This window comes from Pseudomonas sp. WS 5051, from assembly GCF_012985715.1.
GTDB lineage: Bacteria > Pseudomonadota > Gammaproteobacteria > Pseudomonadales > Pseudomonadaceae > Aquipseudomonas > Aquipseudomonas bubulae.
In genome coordinates this window covers 134294-148448 of record NZ_JAAQWV010000010.1, presented here as the reverse complement: position 1 = coordinate 148448, position 14155 = coordinate 134294, and the positions used below count along the sequence as shown (strand labels likewise).

The 14155-nt window shown below is 56.4% G+C and carries 20 protein-coding genes and 1 tRNA gene; 1 reads left to right on the top strand and 20 read right to left on the bottom strand.

From position 1 onward, the window contains the following. Positions 1-374 precede the first annotated feature (374 nt). The 20 genes from HBN79_RS17165 to HBN79_RS17070 form a co-directional block, all read right to left on the bottom strand. A complete protein-coding gene (locus tag HBN79_RS17165) occupies positions 375-626 on the bottom strand; it encodes a hypothetical protein (protein WP_169916933.1) in 252 nt (83 codons plus the stop codon). Positions 627-1173: 547 nt separating this feature from the next. After that, positions 1174-1908, bottom strand: a complete 735-nt coding sequence (locus HBN79_RS17160) for a hypothetical protein (RefSeq protein ID WP_169916932.1) — start codon at positions 1906-1908, stop codon at positions 1174-1176. Then, on the bottom strand, positions 1901-2596 hold the full coding sequence (locus tag HBN79_RS17155) for a hypothetical protein (protein WP_169916931.1): 696 nt from the start codon (positions 2594-2596) through the stop codon (positions 1901-1903). Before HBN79_RS17155 ends, HBN79_RS17160 begins: the two co-directional genes overlap by 8 nt. 144 nt (positions 2597-2740) lie before the next feature. Beyond that, positions 2741-3364, bottom strand: a complete 624-nt coding sequence (locus HBN79_RS17150) for a helix-turn-helix transcriptional regulator (RefSeq protein WP_169916930.1) — start codon at positions 3362-3364, stop codon at positions 2741-2743. A 99-nt stretch (positions 3365-3463) separates the two neighbouring features. After that, positions 3464-4429, bottom strand: coding sequence for a hypothetical protein (locus tag HBN79_RS17145; protein WP_262372619.1), 966 nt, complete (start codon positions 4427-4429; stop codon positions 3464-3466). Between the two features lie 110 nt (positions 4430-4539). Beyond that, entirely contained in the window at positions 4540-5334 is a 795-nt protein-coding gene (locus tag HBN79_RS17140; protein WP_169916929.1) for a replication protein P, read from the bottom strand. After that, entirely contained in the window at positions 5331-6209 is an 879-nt protein-coding gene (locus HBN79_RS17135) for a Pyocin large subunit-like protein (RefSeq protein WP_169916928.1), read from the bottom strand. The genes HBN79_RS17140 and HBN79_RS17135 overlap by 4 nt, the downstream gene beginning before the upstream one ends. Then, positions 6209-6478 carry a hypothetical protein gene (locus tag HBN79_RS17130; protein ID WP_169916927.1) on the bottom strand — a complete coding sequence of 90 codons (270 nt, stop codon included), beginning with the start codon at positions 6476-6478 and terminating at the stop codon, positions 6209-6211. The genes HBN79_RS17135 and HBN79_RS17130 overlap by 1 nt, the downstream gene beginning before the upstream one ends. Continuing rightward, a complete protein-coding gene (locus HBN79_RS17125; RefSeq protein ID WP_153438701.1) occupies positions 6471-6758 on the bottom strand; it encodes a hypothetical protein in 288 nt (95 codons plus the stop codon). Before HBN79_RS17125 ends, HBN79_RS17130 begins: the two co-directional genes overlap by 8 nt. Before the next feature lie 6 nt (positions 6759-6764). Beyond that, a complete protein-coding gene (locus HBN79_RS17120) occupies positions 6765-6986 on the bottom strand; it encodes a hypothetical protein (protein ID WP_153367455.1) in 222 nt (73 codons plus the stop codon). Then, positions 6986-7273: a hypothetical protein gene (locus HBN79_RS17115; protein ID WP_169916926.1), complete on the bottom strand. Its 288-nt coding sequence runs from the start codon at positions 7271-7273 to the stop codon at positions 6986-6988. The genes HBN79_RS17120 and HBN79_RS17115 overlap by 1 nt, the downstream gene beginning before the upstream one ends. Continuing rightward, complete coding sequence (locus tag HBN79_RS17110) at positions 7270-7443, bottom strand: hypothetical protein (protein ID WP_169916893.1); 174 nt, start codon at positions 7441-7443, stop codon at positions 7270-7272. The genes HBN79_RS17115 and HBN79_RS17110 overlap by 4 nt, the downstream gene beginning before the upstream one ends. Before the next feature lie 269 nt (positions 7444-7712). After that, positions 7713-8087, bottom strand: a complete 375-nt coding sequence (locus HBN79_RS17105; RefSeq protein ID WP_169916925.1) for a hypothetical protein — start codon at positions 8085-8087, stop codon at positions 7713-7715. Further along, entirely contained in the window at positions 8088-8333 is a 246-nt protein-coding gene (locus HBN79_RS17100; protein WP_169916924.1) for a transcriptional regulator, read from the bottom strand. A gap of 124 nt (positions 8334-8457) precedes the next feature. Further along, positions 8458-9795, bottom strand: a complete 1338-nt coding sequence (locus tag HBN79_RS17095; protein ID WP_169916923.1) for a hypothetical protein — start codon at positions 9793-9795, stop codon at positions 8458-8460. A gap of 100 nt (positions 9796-9895) precedes the next feature. Beyond that, entirely contained in the window at positions 9896-11188 is a 1293-nt protein-coding gene (locus HBN79_RS17090) for a tyrosine-type recombinase/integrase (RefSeq protein ID WP_169916922.1), read from the bottom strand. 170 nt (positions 11189-11358) lie between these two features. Continuing rightward, positions 11359-11432: transfer RNA gene (locus HBN79_RS17085), tRNA-Gly, on the bottom strand. Positions 11433-11538: 106 nt separating this feature from the next. Next, positions 11539-12393 (bottom strand): alpha/beta hydrolase, encoded by an 855-nt coding sequence (locus tag HBN79_RS17080; RefSeq protein ID WP_169916950.1) that lies wholly within the window; start codon positions 12391-12393, stop codon positions 11539-11541. Positions 12394-12480: 87 nt separating this feature from the next. Continuing rightward, positions 12481-13191, bottom strand: a complete 711-nt coding sequence (locus HBN79_RS17075; RefSeq protein ID WP_095019718.1) for a pseudouridine synthase — start codon at positions 13189-13191, stop codon at positions 12481-12483. Between the two features lie 33 nt (positions 13192-13224). Further along, positions 13225-13446: a cysteine-rich CWC family protein gene (locus HBN79_RS17070; protein ID WP_095001344.1), complete on the bottom strand. Its 222-nt coding sequence runs from the start codon at positions 13444-13446 to the stop codon at positions 13225-13227. Between the two features lie 250 nt (positions 13447-13696). Between HBN79_RS17070 and HBN79_RS17065 the strand changes: the two genes are divergently transcribed. Continuing rightward, positions 13697-14134, top strand: a complete 438-nt coding sequence (locus HBN79_RS17065) for a DUF3757 domain-containing protein (protein ID WP_095001345.1) — start codon at positions 13697-13699, stop codon at positions 14132-14134. Positions 14135-14155: the final 21 nt, after the last annotated feature.

The following is a 14155-nucleotide window of genomic DNA, read 5'->3' as shown; positions in this document are numbered from 1 at the left end:
ACCAGGGTCGCCAGCGCCACCTCTCGACCTGCCGGGAATCAGATTTGAAAGCGCCTTGACTCCAGGCAGAGCCCCCAGCAGCTTGAAAATTTTGCTGAAACCCGCGAAGAACTTGGCGAACATCGCCAGCAGAGGGCCGAACAGCATGGCCAGAATGCCCATGATGCCGCCACCAGACTCTCCGCCACGATTAGCCAGCAGAAGGTCGCGCAGACTGCGTCGTGTGGCGCGGTTATTGACCTCGTCATCTCGCCGCTTCTGGGTCATCTCCCGCCAAAACTTGCGGTACCAGCGGTCTTGCTTCTTGTCCTCACCGCCACCAAAGATCTTGCCGAACCCACGGGAGAGGGGCTCTGCTATTTCGTTGAACGCTTTTACTGACGGATCAGCTTCCCCGCTTCCCTGGCCAACTTCACGAATCGCTCCGACCAGCCGTTCGCCAATACCTCCGAGAGCTCGAGCGGATCGACCGTCAGAATCCCCACCAGAGATACTGCCCCCGCCGCCACCATCTTCGCCAGGCCCATCACCCCCAGTCCGCCGGAACCGGCCTCGCTCGTCACGACCGCTCGGCACAGCCGCAGGGCTGGCAGGTGGTACGTGCGGGCCAGCCCTTGAGCGATCAAGGCGCGGCCCCGGAATCACTACAACCGGAGGAAGCCCTTGGCTGGCGCTCGGCACCGCCCCGGGGCTTGCCGCAGTGTCGGCGGTCGGACTGGCGGCAGGCGAAGGGGTAGACGTCAGAGTTGGTACCGGAGCGCCGCCCGGCGGGGGAGCCGAGGCAGGAGACTGCGGCGGCGCGCCAGTTTCGGCCGGAGGCTGAACGATAACAGTGATCTGGGGCTGAGACTCGCTCGAGCCATCGCCCAAAGCTGGCGTGGTAACAGTGGCCTCGGTGTCAGCTAATGGCTGAACATCGCCCGCAGTCGGCGCCGGCGAAGAGTCGCCCAGGGCGTTTTTGATTGCCTTTAGCTCTTTGTGGATATCGCCAAGTTGGTCGGTTATCGACTCAATTTTGGCGCCAAGTAGAAACCCCTCGGAATCGTGCTTAATGTCCATCAGGGCCTCGTAAGAGCGTGTCAATTTGGGTTGGCGACATTTGCAACTGTTTGAGCGTATTGACACAGCGCGTATACGTGCCCTGGCAGCCGCTGATATTGGCCTGATTCTTAATCATGGTGTCACCCTCGCCAGGCCGACAGAGTTGGCCGAGAACTCCTGCACCAGCGGATAGCCGGCCGGGTCGTCGGTACCGGGAACGCCCTTGCCGTCATTGGCCTCGCCGACCTTAGGCGCCATGAACATCGGCACCGTCGCCTTCAAGGTCATGTCCACGGCCAGGCAGGTCATATTCTTCGAGCCAATATCAATGCTCGAAGCGGGGTTGTCCGGGGACTCGATCTGCACCGGATAGGCGTGCTGGAGGCCCGCGAACCGGTACATTCCGTGGAATGCTCGGCGGCTTGGCGAGTCCAGGTACAGCGAGAACCGAGCGGCAATGCTCTTCGCCGTCGGTTCATCGCCGGCAATGATCACTACCTGGGCTCGAATGTCGCCTGCAATCATCTTCATCCGGAAGTAACGCCCTTTGGGATCCTCAGGGAACTGAACGTCTATCGGATCAGATATCTGCGTGCCGAAGTCGTGCATTACCGGGGTGTAGTCCTTCGAGATCGCCACGATGATGACAGGCAGCCTGTGAGGCTTCGTCGTGCTCTGTTCCGTGTCGTTCTTCTGCCACGCCTCAAGCATCTCGTTCACCTGGTCAATCATACGCGAGGGCGCCCAGGCGAAGCAGTATGGGAAACCGCGAGTCACAAACTCGTTCATGTCCTTGGTGGTGGGCACCAGCTCGGCATAGAAGCCTTGCAAGAACTCACCCAGGCCTTCCTTCACTGGCTCAAACATGGCTAAAGAACCGCCCTGCCAGCTGTTCGTACCCTGGCGTACTTTCAGTTAAAACTTTACGCGCTGGTATTTTGTCTGGCAGGCGTATGGCGATGATATTCAGCAGCTCGTCGTTTTCGGCAAGCAGCTTGCAGATCTTTCCTTCGGCCGTGTCTAGCAGAGAACGCATCAAGGACATTTGCTCTGCATGGCCGGCTGCCACACTTACCTGGCTACCTGTGGCGCTATCCATGGACAACCCATAGCCGCGGTTGGTGGAGAAGTTCGGATCATTCACCCAGTCGAAGCCGTAAAACTCGGGCACGTTGTGGTCGATCACGCTGGAGAAGCCGCCGATCTTGCCCGCGAAGGCGCGCGCCGCGATCTTGCCCATCTCGTTAGTCAGTAAGAACTCGGTCTTGTGTTCGATCGTGCCGTCTGGGTAGGCGCGTAGCATCACTGTGACCAATGCAGGTTCTAATGGGAAAGAATTGCCAGCTGCAATCACACCCAGAGCTGGAATCGCGCCGAAGTGGTTTCGAGGCCAATGGCCGAGGTACCCAAGCATTTCGCGATTGCGCACGCGCTCCTGACACTTGGGCGAGTTGATCGCCGCGACGATGCGCGGAATGTCGAAGTTACGCTTGACGCCGGTGTGCTCTCGCCCCCGGTCTTTGAGGTTGAATGTGATAACTGGTGGCTGATCCATACACTGCTCCAAGTATTTATTTCGGAGCAATCATCGGGCGTAATCGCCTGCATTTTTCCCCATATTGTCTGGGTTTCCTGCAGGTTGGCCTAAGTACGGTGTGCGGCACAGCAGGCGAGGTGATTCAGGATTTGCCTCGAGCGATCAGCCCCGGGCAACCCCTTTGAGTCGGTGGTTGATTTGGCGAGCCTTTAAGCAGCACTCCTCAACAGCGGATGCGAGGCGTAGACCGCCGCGCATATCGGCCCACTCATTTGCAGCCTCCACTCTTTCCATTGCGTCTTCGAGCTCTTGGACAGCGCTCGCGTACTTATCGGAGAGAGCCTTGATGGAGGCTAACGCGTACTGGATGCGAACATTATCTACTACGTCTTTCGCTCGAGCTTCTTCTAAATCATTATCCGTCTGAATCAACAGCTCTCTGACAACGTCGCACAGTTCGCCAACTTCTGACTCTTCGGAATGCCCCAAAAGAAAGTCAGTTGTGACCTTGCAAGCAGTAGCAATGCGGCGGAGGTGCCAAGACTCAAAGGAGCCTTGACCTCTCTCGATCGCGGCGAGATCACCGGCCGTAAACCCCAGCCTTTCAGCCATCGCAACCTGACTGAGCCCTGCCAGACGTCTGGCCTCCCTCACGCGTTCCCCGACCAGTCTGTTGACTTGCGCAAGCTGGCGGATACATGGAGCTGCCGAACCAATAGGGCTGATTGGTTTGGGCTGACACAGATCGGCATGCTGTGTTTCTTGCGTGGTTTGATCCGTGTTCATTGGTGCGATCCTACTTGAGGGTCAAGGACGTGGTCACTTCTAACCTAGCAAGGCTGCGCTCTGATCAACAAGGTGAGCTCAGGTGATTCGAAATCAGCATCAACCAATCAGGTTGCAGAGAATGGCTTCGCTTTCTGTCATATCGTCGCGTTGACTGGCGATCAGGTAGCGGAACACTGCCAGCGCTTCCGCTTTGTTCCGTGGCCGGATCTCTGCCAGTAGGCTGAACACAAACCAATCTCGCGCCGTCGCTTCGGCTGGCCCGTCGCTGGCGTCCCTGTCTACCGCATTGCGTAGCCGGTAGAGCTGATTCCAATAGTCCAGCTCGTAAAGACAATCCGCCAGGGTGTGCGGCAGTAGCTCCGGGTGGGCGCTGAAGCGGGCGGCTACTTCGCTCTTGTCGAAGTCTCCAAACTGGCCTGATGCCTCCAGGCCTCGCAGTGCGTCTATACAGAAAGTGTCAGCCTCGGTATCAGCCAACAGATCGCCATCAAAGCGGGCGACACCCTCCAGTCGTAGCTGGTGCTGCTCGATTGCCCGACTTGCCAGCAACTCAAGGTCAGCGAAGCCAAACGATGACATCGCGGCGAACGGGTTGCCGGGATTGGTAGCAGTCAGGTAATCCCGGTACCGCCTCTCCAGCACATCATGCGACGTCTTGATCCGCTTGGCCGCTTCCATGGCCAGTTCGATCAGCGCGGCCAGGCCGGTGTTGATGATCGAGCGCAGCCACAGCACGGCGTCCACTTCCTTGTCGCCGGTAACGACCTCTTGCGGCGGCAGCTCAGGCACGCTGGGCAGGGTTTCTTGGCTGACCTTGATCGGCGGCAAGGTGAACAGGGCGCGGTGCTGGTCGTTGTCGCGGAACGCCCCGGAGCGTGAAACTAGGGTCTTCACTGTCCCCAAGGGCAGGCCGGTAGCCTCGGCCACTTCGCGCAGAGAGTGACGGCGGCGTAGGTCTAGCACCTGGCGGCGTTGCTCATCTGAAACAGGCTGTTTCACCGCTACCTTGGCGGGGTTCACCATGGTTTTTCTCGGCGCATCGTCTTGCATGACAGCGTTCATTGGTACTCCGAGCAATAATCAAAAATGGGGGAATGTTTCAACCATGCAATCTAACCACGCATGTCTTGCAGACCGACTCAGATACGCCTCATAGGTTTCACAGCCCAAAGCTAGGTGGTGTTCATGACAGAGCGCCCCATTCTCGCTCTCAGGATGTCGCGCGCGGCGTGGCCACTCTCCGGAATACCTTGGCGCTCCATGCGCTGACGCAGCAGCTGCTCAGCTAATTCATCAGCCAATACCGGCGGGGCTTTCTGGCTGTCGTGCCCGATCGCCAAAGCCAGCCCACCATCGAGCGCCTTCCCGTCCATGGCTCGGCGAGTTATCACCGTGTAGGCATGAGTGAACAGCTTTAGGCTTGCCTCTCGGGATAGGCTGGCCAGACAATCCATTCCCACCTCGATCGCTGCCTGGTAAACGGCTCGATGGCTCCACCTGGCTCCACTCCGGGCCGACGGGTGCGACTTCGTGCAGGCCTCGGTGTAGGCGATATCCACCGCCGGCAAACCAAGATCTTCTGGCTTTGGGCGGCACCAGCCGAGAAACGCCCCGGGCGACGGCACAAAGTCCTTGCCATAGGCTCTGAGGCCACGAAGCCCGTACTCGACCTGCTGCCAGTCCCGGATGTCGTTTTCGATGAAGGCTTTCACCCACTGGATTTTTGCAGCCTCCAGCTGATCAGTCTTTCCCCAGGCTTGCTCCCACGCTGAGCAGCAGGCGCGGATTTCCTTGAACAGCGAGTTGACCAGCACGGTTACCGCGCGCTTGGCCTCCGGGGTCATGGTGGCAAGGACTTCGGCGGGCGCCGGACGAGATGGGGCAGCCCTTGGCAGATGGCCGTCGCGAACCTTGTAGGGCGCGATTATCTGCTGGACTGGCTTGGCGACGTTATTGGCTGGCTTCATTGGTTCATCTCGTCTGTCGCCCTTTCGAGCCAGTCGGTCGAATCAAAGTCGATAGGCTCTATTGCCCCCCGGCGCGCGGGTAGGTGATGAACATTATCGACAGGACGAAGTTCGTCCTCCCAGCGCTTACCGTTCAACCAAGTGGCAGGGTGTGGGATGTACTGGCCATCATCCTTGAGCCAGTCCGCGCACAGACAGTGATAGGCAACTGACTGCATGATCTTGTAGATCAACTCGGCATTTGGTTTCAGCTTCGCCCAAGCCTTCAACGCGTTCGTCTTGGCTGTCTTGCGTGGGTATGTTTTCCAGAACGTTTCAAAGCCTTCAGGCAGATCATTTTCGTGGCTCATCTGCCCCGATTGGCCAGATCCATGCCCGTCCTGTTCAACCTCTTTCGGCGCGCCGTTGCCATCCTCCCCCGCGGGGGGAGGGGGGGTATTGCTTCTATTCTTCTCTTCTCTATTCTTCTCTTCTCTGGTCACGTCTTTGTCACGCTCAATGCGTGACAATTGTCCCGCTTGCTCCGTGACAGTAGATCGCTGTTTCTGCTTGCGAGTGGCCGCCAAGCCCCGCGCCTTGGCACTTTGACCGTTGTGACGGTCGAAATCAGGGAAGACGATTCCAGTATCGGTGATCTGCAACCAACCCACCTTCACCATGGAGTCAGCGAAGCCGTCACACTGGATGAAGCGGTTAATCCACTTCCCTGTCACGCCGTCAGCGTGACCATCACGTGAATGAGCGTCTGCCCAGCACCAAAGATGGTGGAGCATGCCAACCACTTCGAACTCCGAGCGATCGAGACTTGTGGCCATGCCAATTACTGCAGGGTCAGTTGCCAGGGAAACGCGCATCTTGATCCAGTCGCCGGCCATTAATCACCCCCTTGGGCGTCGCCAGCCTCAGCAGCGCGTTTATCAGCCTCGCGGATCAGCAGCAACATATCGGTAGCCTTGTGGCAGGCTTGCATGGCCCAATCTCCTGCTTGAGCCAGGTCAATCTCGCCGATGAGCAGGAGTGCGTCGAAGCGATCCATGGCCTTATTCCCAGCCCGATCAACTTCGGCAGGGCTAGTCGACCGGGCGATATTGCGCATCGATTCCTCGAAGAGCTGCTGAGGTGTGAGATAGGTTGTCTTACTCATGGTTCACCCCTTGGCGATCAGCGCCAGCAAAGGCTCGGCAGACCTGGCCGTTGTTCACGCCGTGCCAGTAGGTGAGTTCATCGATTGAGTCGACCAGGCAGGCTGTCACCACGGCATCGGCGCTGCGCATCACGACGCGGCCACACTCGGCATCGGCCTCAGTCAGGAAGGGGCCGAGAAGTGCCTTGGGGGCTTTCGGATGGGTGACGTACCAGAGTTCGGTGGCTTTCTTCGAGCAAGCCGGGAGCGCACCCACTGTGTTGCAGGTTTGGTTATTCATGTTCAGTTAGTTCCCCAACAGTTCGGTGCGACGACGTTCCGTGCGAGAGCAAAGATCGTTGGTTTCTCGGATCCACTGGCCGTTATCGATCAACTCAAGCTGGCGCAACGTGTTCAGGCAGCCATCGCCCGCGTTCATCGCGCTATCGAGTTCGAATACGGTTGAGGCACTGTTAATGCCGTCGTGAGTGCTCTTGATGATTTGCACTGCCGTGAGTGGTGCGCTCATTACACACCCCCAGCGGCGATAATTTCGCCAAGATCTTCACCACGCTCTGCCAGTTGATCTGCAAGGAGCTGGACGGCTTCCAGAAGGCCGCTCAAGGCGGAGGGGGTCAGGAAGTCGCTGTCGTCTTCGATATCAAGACGGCTTAGGTTCTCGCCTATCAACCCCGCGATCGCCCCCATGGCGCGGCCAGATCGGCGCATAAGGATGGCATCGCTTTCGGCATGCGCTTGGAAGTCCACGGCCGGTTTAGCAGGTGCTGCTTTCTTCAGTTGGGCAACGGCGCTCATTGGGCCACCTCCTGTGCTTCAAAGCTACGGGCTTTGGCCATGGCGGCGTTGTAGCGTTTCAGGCGAACGGACAGGGAGGAGTCGGCATGCAGGGCTGCCATAGCAATAGCGCGGTGATAAGCAGCACGAGCTTTGGAGGGGGTGAGGCTGAGGATGTGACGAGTAGTCATGGCTTGAGTCCTAATCTGATTTTTAGACTCCGCCCTCCTGACGCCAATCAGGGTGGGAGGAACCGTGCAGGTTGGCGTACCGGGATTAGGTTCCGGCGCCTCCGAAGAGGCCCCACACGGCCCGCCCATAAAGGCCTGCCATGCTGCGGACACAAAAAAACCGCTCTTGTGGCGGTGTGTCCGCCTAATCTTCGGGACGCCAATCCCGATCGCTGAATTTGCAGCGACAGAGAAACGATACATGCAGGTAGGAGTGTTAGCAAGAGCGATCATGCCGCCACCTTCAGATTTTTACCGTCCAACATCCGCACCAGGGCGCTGCGGGCATTGTCACGCTGGCTTTCCGGCAGGCTGTGACGTACCACGCGAGTAAGGCCACCAAAGCGATTTGGCACCTGCTCTGGCTCATGCTGGAACAGCAGGCCGAAGCGACTTGTCAGGCTGCTGATAGTGGTCGGCAGGCAATGATCACCCAAACGCTCAGCATCAAAGCGGTTAAGCGACTCGCCAGCCAGCAGGTGAGCCAGGATGCGAGATTGCTTACTGAATGCGCTGGCCGCTTTGATGAGCGACTCTTCACTGGTATGATCAACGTGAGTTTTTTTAGGGCTGGCCGTTTGGTTGGCCTTTTTTGTGTCCGTCACTTAGGCAGCCCTCGCCTGCAGCTTGTTCTGTTGCCAGCTGGCAATCTCACTTGCCACGAAGAATGCACGTGCGCTTCGGGCTTCGCCGTCCTTGAGTGGGCGGGGGAAGGCAGGGTCAGTATCCATGAGACGGTAGAGGCCGCCGCGCGATTTGCGAAGCAGGCCACACACGTCGCTGATAGTGAGCAATTGAGCCAGGCCAGGAACGTGGGCCTGAATGTTTTGAAGGATAGTGTTGTTTTGCATCGCCTTGTCTCCATTTGATCGGCGATGCCAAGACTATTGGTGGAAACGCGGGCAAAAAACTATCTCGCCACCTCGAAATCTAGATAACCGTGCCTGAAATCTAGATAACCGTTTCCAACTCTCTCTACAAACCTTTTCCCCTGCCTGGTTTTTTGGCGTGCTCGGGCACGACGCCTCCGGCTAACAGCCATTTAGCTATGGCGGCAGCTGTATTGGGTAACACGTCTTTATGCTCTGTCTCCACTAGCCTCCCGCGAATTAGCCCAGCCATATCCATTTTACGCAGGCTCTCAAACTCGGGGTCTTTCCATAGTTCTGTCGCCATAGTGCAGGCTGCCTGCATAGCGGCCCTCTTTGCGGTTTGTTCAGGCTTGGGTGTGTCCTGGGTTTGGTTGTGCTCTGACGGGGCCATGCCTACGGGGTCGCCAGATTCATTTTCGGCGCTAACCTGGCTGCTTTCGGCTTCCTCGATGATTTCATCAGCTGGCTTGACGGCTAGCGGGGCTTTGGCAACAGCGGATGTATGTGACGACCAGCCAGAGGCTGTAGTCATCTTCCCGATTTTTTCGACTTCGGTAGGTTTGAACAGAGGCTCGTAATCCTGATTTGGAGATATCCACCAATGGCCGATTGGTTCCTGCCTATCGTCGTCGTAGCTTTCTATCGGCTCAGCCGGCCCGCAAAGGTACGTGTTCTCCCCTTTGCCTACCACGGGTGTAATGACTTCGCATATTCCGAGGCCGCGAACGGCTTGCTGAGTAAATGGCCGTTGCTTCACCTCGGCTTGCCCTTCCAAGCCTAAGGCATCGACGTACATTGAGCAGTAGCCAAACTCAGCCATTGCATAGAGATAGCTGTCGTCCACTGCCGAGCCGGAGATAATCTCAATCCAGTCGCTTGCCTGCTCTAAGGTAAGCCATTCGAGCCTGCTATATGTCTGAATCCTTGATTGAAATGTTTCTTCTTCGGCAGGCGCAGTATTGGGGTTTAGATAGCGCTCCAGCGATGATCTGCGAACGACCCAGCGCGCATACTTGGGCAGCTTTTTTGCTTTTGTGCCATCGTCGTTGAGTAGCTCAATGACTCGAAGGAGACGGTCTGTCCTGAAGTGAAGGCCGTCTGGAAGGGTGCGTCCAATTTGCAGGTCACCATCTATGACTTCGTGCATATTCGAGCCGGGCGCCTCTATCCAGAGGTCGAAAGTGCCACTTACTACGCCGAAGTGCGGGTTATGCCGATATTCTTCATATTGAACACGGCTCCCAGGAAGGCTGATCATTGGCTCTACAGTGCCAACATTGACTTTGGTTGTGGCGAGAAAGTCGGCAGAGAGCGTTATGTGACCGTTTCTGGCCTCCTGAAAAATGTCCAGTTCCTTGAACTCTCTTCCGGTACGTTCCGTTAAAAACTTGGCCGCCTCTTTGATCGGGAGATAATCTACAACTCTCGTTGAACCGTTCACTTTCTCTCTTCCTCAAGAGCCCAAAACTACAAAAAGAACGGCCAGCCTCGCAGGTGGGTGCCTGCTTTTCGGGAGCTCCCCTAGGCCAACCGAAAACCGGTTATGCCCGCTTCACTAATTCGATAACGTTGCTTTCTACGGTGTTGATGCGTCGGTCAAAGTCGGCGCGTTGGGCTGGCGTCATGCCGCTGGCCAGGCAGTCGAGATAGTCGGCATACCACTGCATCATGGCGCGACGCTGTGGTAGGTACTGGGCTTGGTTGTAGATGCCCGCTACACCTTCTTCCTTGTGTGCGAGCTGTACCTCGACATGATCCTTGTCCCAGCCGTGTTCGCGCAGGAGGGTACTGGCCGTGTGGCGTGTACCGTGGCCGACCAAGCGGCCCTTGTAGCCGATCTTGCGTAGCGTCAGGTTTATGGTGTTCTCACTGATAACCGGCTGCTTCGCACCGATGCCGGGGAACAAATAGCGACCCCGACCGGTGATTCGATGAAGTTCGCGTAGGGCCTCCAAGGCTTGCTTGCTCAGTGGCACCATATGAGCGCGGCGCATCTTCATCTTGTCAGCAGGGATCGTCCATAGAGCGGTGACGAAGTCTATTTCTGACCACTCAGCCCAGCGAACCATACCGGGCCGGGATGCTGTCCACAGACATAGCCAAGTTGCCGTTCGGGCTGGCGTGCGGCTGGTGCTGGTGCAGAGTGCTTGCAGGAAGGCCGGTAACTCAGGTTCCAGCAGGTGAGGGTAGTGCTTCGCCTTCGGAGTCTTGGTGGCGATGCTCACCAGTTCGGAGGCGGGATTGACTTCGCATAAGCCTCGAGCGATTGCCTGGCTGAATATCTGGCGTAGGGCCACGCGAATCTTGTCCCTGGTGTTGGTTGCGCCCCTGGCCTCGATTTTCTCCTGAAGCAATGCGCAGTCCCTCGGGGTGATCTCGGCGATCGGTTTATTGCCCAAGGCCGGCAATATGTCGTTGTCCAGATAACCGCGCATCAGTCGCAGGGTACTTTCGGCAAGGCCGTCATCGGTTTTACGCTGAAACCAGTAGGCTACTGACTCGTGGAAAGGATTCAGGACAGAGGCTTCGCGGGCAGCCTTCAGGGCTGCTTTGTGGTGTATTGGGTCGATACCATCTGATACCAGCGTCTGTGCTGCTTGTGCCTTTTCGCGGGCCTTCTTGGCCGTCACGTCTGGGTAGCTTCCAAGGCCATGCCAACCCCATTTGCCATCTGGCTTTTTATAACGTACCTCCCAGCGCTTGCGGCCATTAGCGCTTACAACGAAGTACAGCCGATCGATACCGTATGACTCTCGGTACTCCTTGAGTTCTGCTTCGAGGGTCGAGAGGACGGTATCAGCAAGGGGACGACGCTTGATATCAGATCTTTTCATGGCTTTTTTGTATGGAAAACTTATGTGATTTCCGCACCATACACAGAGCCATACAAAACATACAAGGATAAGCGGTGACAAGCATGAACATGCTGGCACAAAAAAACCGGCTACAGGGGCCGGTTTCTCTAGGGTTTCGCTACATGTCTGAGCATGTTGAAACATAAAAATGGAGCGGGTGGCGGGAATCGAACCCGCGTGATCAGCTTGGGAAGCTGGAGTAATACCATTATACGACACCCGCTCAGAGCGGCTGACTTTGTACCAGAAGATGGCAGCGATGAGAAGTTTTATTCTTGAAATGTGTTGTTTTAGCAGCTTTTTCGTTCTGTTGATTGCCTCGGGCACCCTCACAACGACAGTGAGGGTGGGTGAGGTCGGGTTGGCTTTAAAAACTCGAGCAGGGCGTTTTTACTGCTGTGGCTGGCGCTCCTGTTTTCCATATCGAGAAAATGCCCGGTGTTTTCCAGGCTGATGAACCGGCTGTTGGCAATCGGCTGGGCAAAGTGCCGGGCGTCGCTGGCCACGGTGTATTCGTCCCATTGGCCATTGATAAACAGCACCGGTATATCGATACCCTGCGTGGCACTGAGAAAGCCTTGCTGATCGTTGTTCAGGACCTGGTCTATATGAAAGTGCATTTGCGCGTATTCATGCTCGGCCAGGCTGCTGACGTGCCTGAAGTTGAAACGCTTGAACAATGGCGGCAAATGCTTGCCCAGTGTGTCGTTGACCAGGTTGCCCACCTGAGTGCGGTTGCAAGCTGCCAGGCAATGACGGCCACGCTCCAGGTAATCGCGCATGGCGTCGTTGATCAGCGGCGAAAACGAACTGATCACGGCCTTTTCGATGCGTCGCGGCGCACACGCCAGGGCGGTAAGTGCCGCTGTCCCGCCCCATGAAAATGACAGCAGGTAGTTCGCGTCAAAATGCTCTATCAGCTCCAGCAAAATTTGAGCTTCTATTTCCCTCGTCAGCATCTTCTGATGAGGGTTATGAGGCCTGGAGTTGCCCGCGTAGGGCTGGTCATAGAGAACAACGTTTAAATGCGGGTGGAGGTTTTTCAGGGTCTGGCCAAAGGACGCAGTGGTGGCCATCGAACCATTCACCAGGATGATGGTGTTTAGCGCCGTATCGCAACGATAAAGCTCGGTATGGATACGGTATTGGCCTTGAATGTCGAGCACGGCAATTTCGGGCTTCATCATGGCGTCAGATTCCAGTGAATCGAGCGTCGGTCTGACTGATGGTGCTCTGTGATTGTTACAGAAAGGGGTGGGCCTCGTTGCCGGCTAATTTGCTGGAGTGGGTTGGAATTGCACAACTTCCTGCTCGCTCAGCGCCCGGTACTCGCCGGGGGCCAGCAGGCTGTCGAGCACCAAGGGGCCGATGCTTTCGCGGTGCAGGCGCACGACCTTGTTGTTGAAGAAGCCAAACATGCGTTTGACCTGATGATAACGGCCCTCAACGATGCTCAGGCGCGCACTGCAAGGGCCAAGCAGTTCCAGCCCGGCGGGCTGCGTGGTCAGGTCTTCAAAAGCGAAATAGACGCCCTCACGAAATTTGCTGATATACGCGTTGGTAATTTCCTGCTCGGTCTCGACGTAATACACCTTGGGCATCTTGGTCTCGGGCTGAGTGACATGACGCGACCATTGGCCGTCATTGGTAATCAGCATCAACCCGCTGGTGTTGAAGTCCAGCCGACCTGCGATATGCAGGTCGTGTTTGTCCGGCTCATCCAGCAAGTCGATCACCGTAGGATGTTCCGCATCCTGGGTGGCGCTTACACATCCGGGTGGCTTGTGCAGCATGAAGTAACGCGCCGGTTTGCCTGCCTGCAAGATTTGCCCGTCGAACTCAACCTGGCTGAATGCCCGGATTTCGTGACGTGGATCGCAGATAACCTGCCCATCAACCTGGATGCGCTTCTCTATCAGGAGCAAGCGTACTTGCTGGCGGTTGAACTGGGGGCGGTTGCTCAGAAAACGGTCTAAACGCATAGCGATCAATCACAAGGAATTCATGCGCGTATCTTACGTGAGGCTCTGCGCCCGTGCAGGCGGCAATTGACTTGCAACGTTCGCGCAACGAGGGCACAGGCAGGCGAGGTCACGTAGCTCAAGTGGTAATGCCTGTATGACCTTGGGATCAATATTGACGGTATGGCACCAGCAGGATTGAGCCGCGATATCCGGGCTGGCCATGGCGCAGTCGTTTCGAGCGCCGCATGCTGGGCACAGGTCAGGGGTGGTCATTTCAGCATGTCCATGGAAATAGTTGATGGCTTGATAATAATCCTTACAAGGGTAGGAAAACGATCGTTATTTATAATCAGTGTGGAGGTTGGGTCTTTTTGATTAGGTGCTGAGGATAAAGAAGATCGCACGTATCCTCAGGAAATTCCCTACATAATAACCTGTTGTTAAATAATAATGTCCGTTTAGGATTGGGGGGGCGGCAAGTTGCTTGTCGTGAACAATTTTCAGTATTTGATTGGGGGCGTATATGAAATACGTGTACTTGTTGTGTGCGATGTTGTTTTATTCTTCGGTTTCTTTAGCCAGTGTGGTTGAAAGTTGTCCGCGTGCTGAAACCGTGACGCTCAGAAATGGTATCTATACGGCGCCAGCCAATGCTTCCGCAGCTGAATGGATCGCTGTGGCAAGCGCCCCGACAGCGTCACCGTTGAAAACATTCGAAGCCGCTGTTTTTTATCCAGCCAATAACGAGGCAGGGTCTACGGGGCGGATCGGGTATTGCGAGTACAGGGCGGCGGACAGGTCACTTCTGAACTTGCATTATAATAATCCGGATGCTTCCGGTGACGCCATGACTCTGGTGGAGGCTAGAAACTGGAAGATGTATACCAGCGGGTTTGGGCTGGCTTTTTATGAGTGCAACTCATCTGACACCAATGGGTGCTCGTTTTCGGTACGGAATTGATTTGCGTGTCCGGTAATGCCT

Coding starts and splice junctions, on each gene's coding strand:
- HBN79_RS17065 (WP_095001345.1), top strand. CDS start 13,697: ATGAAATACGTGTACTTGTTGTGTGCGATGTTGTTTTATTCTTCGGTT.
- HBN79_RS17125 (WP_153438701.1), bottom strand. CDS start 6,758: ATGAATAACCAAACCTGCAACACAGTGGGTGCGCTCCCGGCTTGCTCG.
- HBN79_RS17135 (WP_169916928.1), bottom strand. CDS start 6,209: ATGGCCGGCGACTGGATCAAGATGCGCGTTTCCCTGGCAACTGACCCT.
- HBN79_RS17080 (WP_169916950.1), bottom strand. CDS start 12,393: ATGAAGCCCGAAATTGCCGTGCTCGACATTCAAGGCCAATACCGTATC.
- HBN79_RS17160 (WP_169916932.1), bottom strand. CDS start 1,908: ATGTTTGAGCCAGTGAAGGAAGGCCTGGGTGAGTTCTTGCAAGGCTTC.
- HBN79_RS17090 (WP_169916922.1), bottom strand. CDS start 11,188: ATGAAAAGATCTGATATCAAGCGTCGTCCCCTTGCTGATACCGTCCTC.
- HBN79_RS17075 (WP_095019718.1), bottom strand. CDS start 13,191: ATGCGTTTAGACCGTTTTCTGAGCAACCGCCCCCAGTTCAACCGCCAG.
- HBN79_RS17100 (WP_169916924.1), bottom strand. CDS start 8,333: ATGCAAAACAACACTATCCTTCAAAACATTCAGGCCCACGTTCCTGGC.
- HBN79_RS17155 (WP_169916931.1), bottom strand. CDS start 2,596: ATGGATCAGCCACCAGTTATCACATTCAACCTCAAAGACCGGGGGCGA.
- HBN79_RS17150 (WP_169916930.1), bottom strand. CDS start 3,364: ATGAACACGGATCAAACCACGCAAGAAACACAGCATGCCGATCTGTGT.
- HBN79_RS17070 (WP_095001344.1), bottom strand. CDS start 13,446: ATGACCACCCCTGACCTGTGCCCAGCATGCGGCGCTCGAAACGACTGC.
- HBN79_RS17120 (WP_153367455.1), bottom strand. CDS start 6,986: ATGAGCGCACCACTCACGGCAGTGCAAATCATCAAGAGCACTCACGAC.
- HBN79_RS17140 (WP_169916929.1), bottom strand. CDS start 5,334: ATGAAGCCAGCCAATAACGTCGCCAAGCCAGTCCAGCAGATAATCGCG.
- HBN79_RS17115 (WP_169916926.1), bottom strand. CDS start 7,273: ATGAGCGCCGTTGCCCAACTGAAGAAAGCAGCACCTGCTAAACCGGCC.
- HBN79_RS17110 (WP_169916893.1), bottom strand. CDS start 7,443: ATGACTACTCGTCACATCCTCAGCCTCACCCCCTCCAAAGCTCGTGCT.
- HBN79_RS17145 (WP_262372619.1), bottom strand. CDS start 4,429: ATGAACGCTGTCATGCAAGACGATGCGCCGAGAAAAACCATGGTGAAC.
- HBN79_RS17130 (WP_169916927.1), bottom strand. CDS start 6,478: ATGAGTAAGACAACCTATCTCACACCTCAGCAGCTCTTCGAGGAATCG.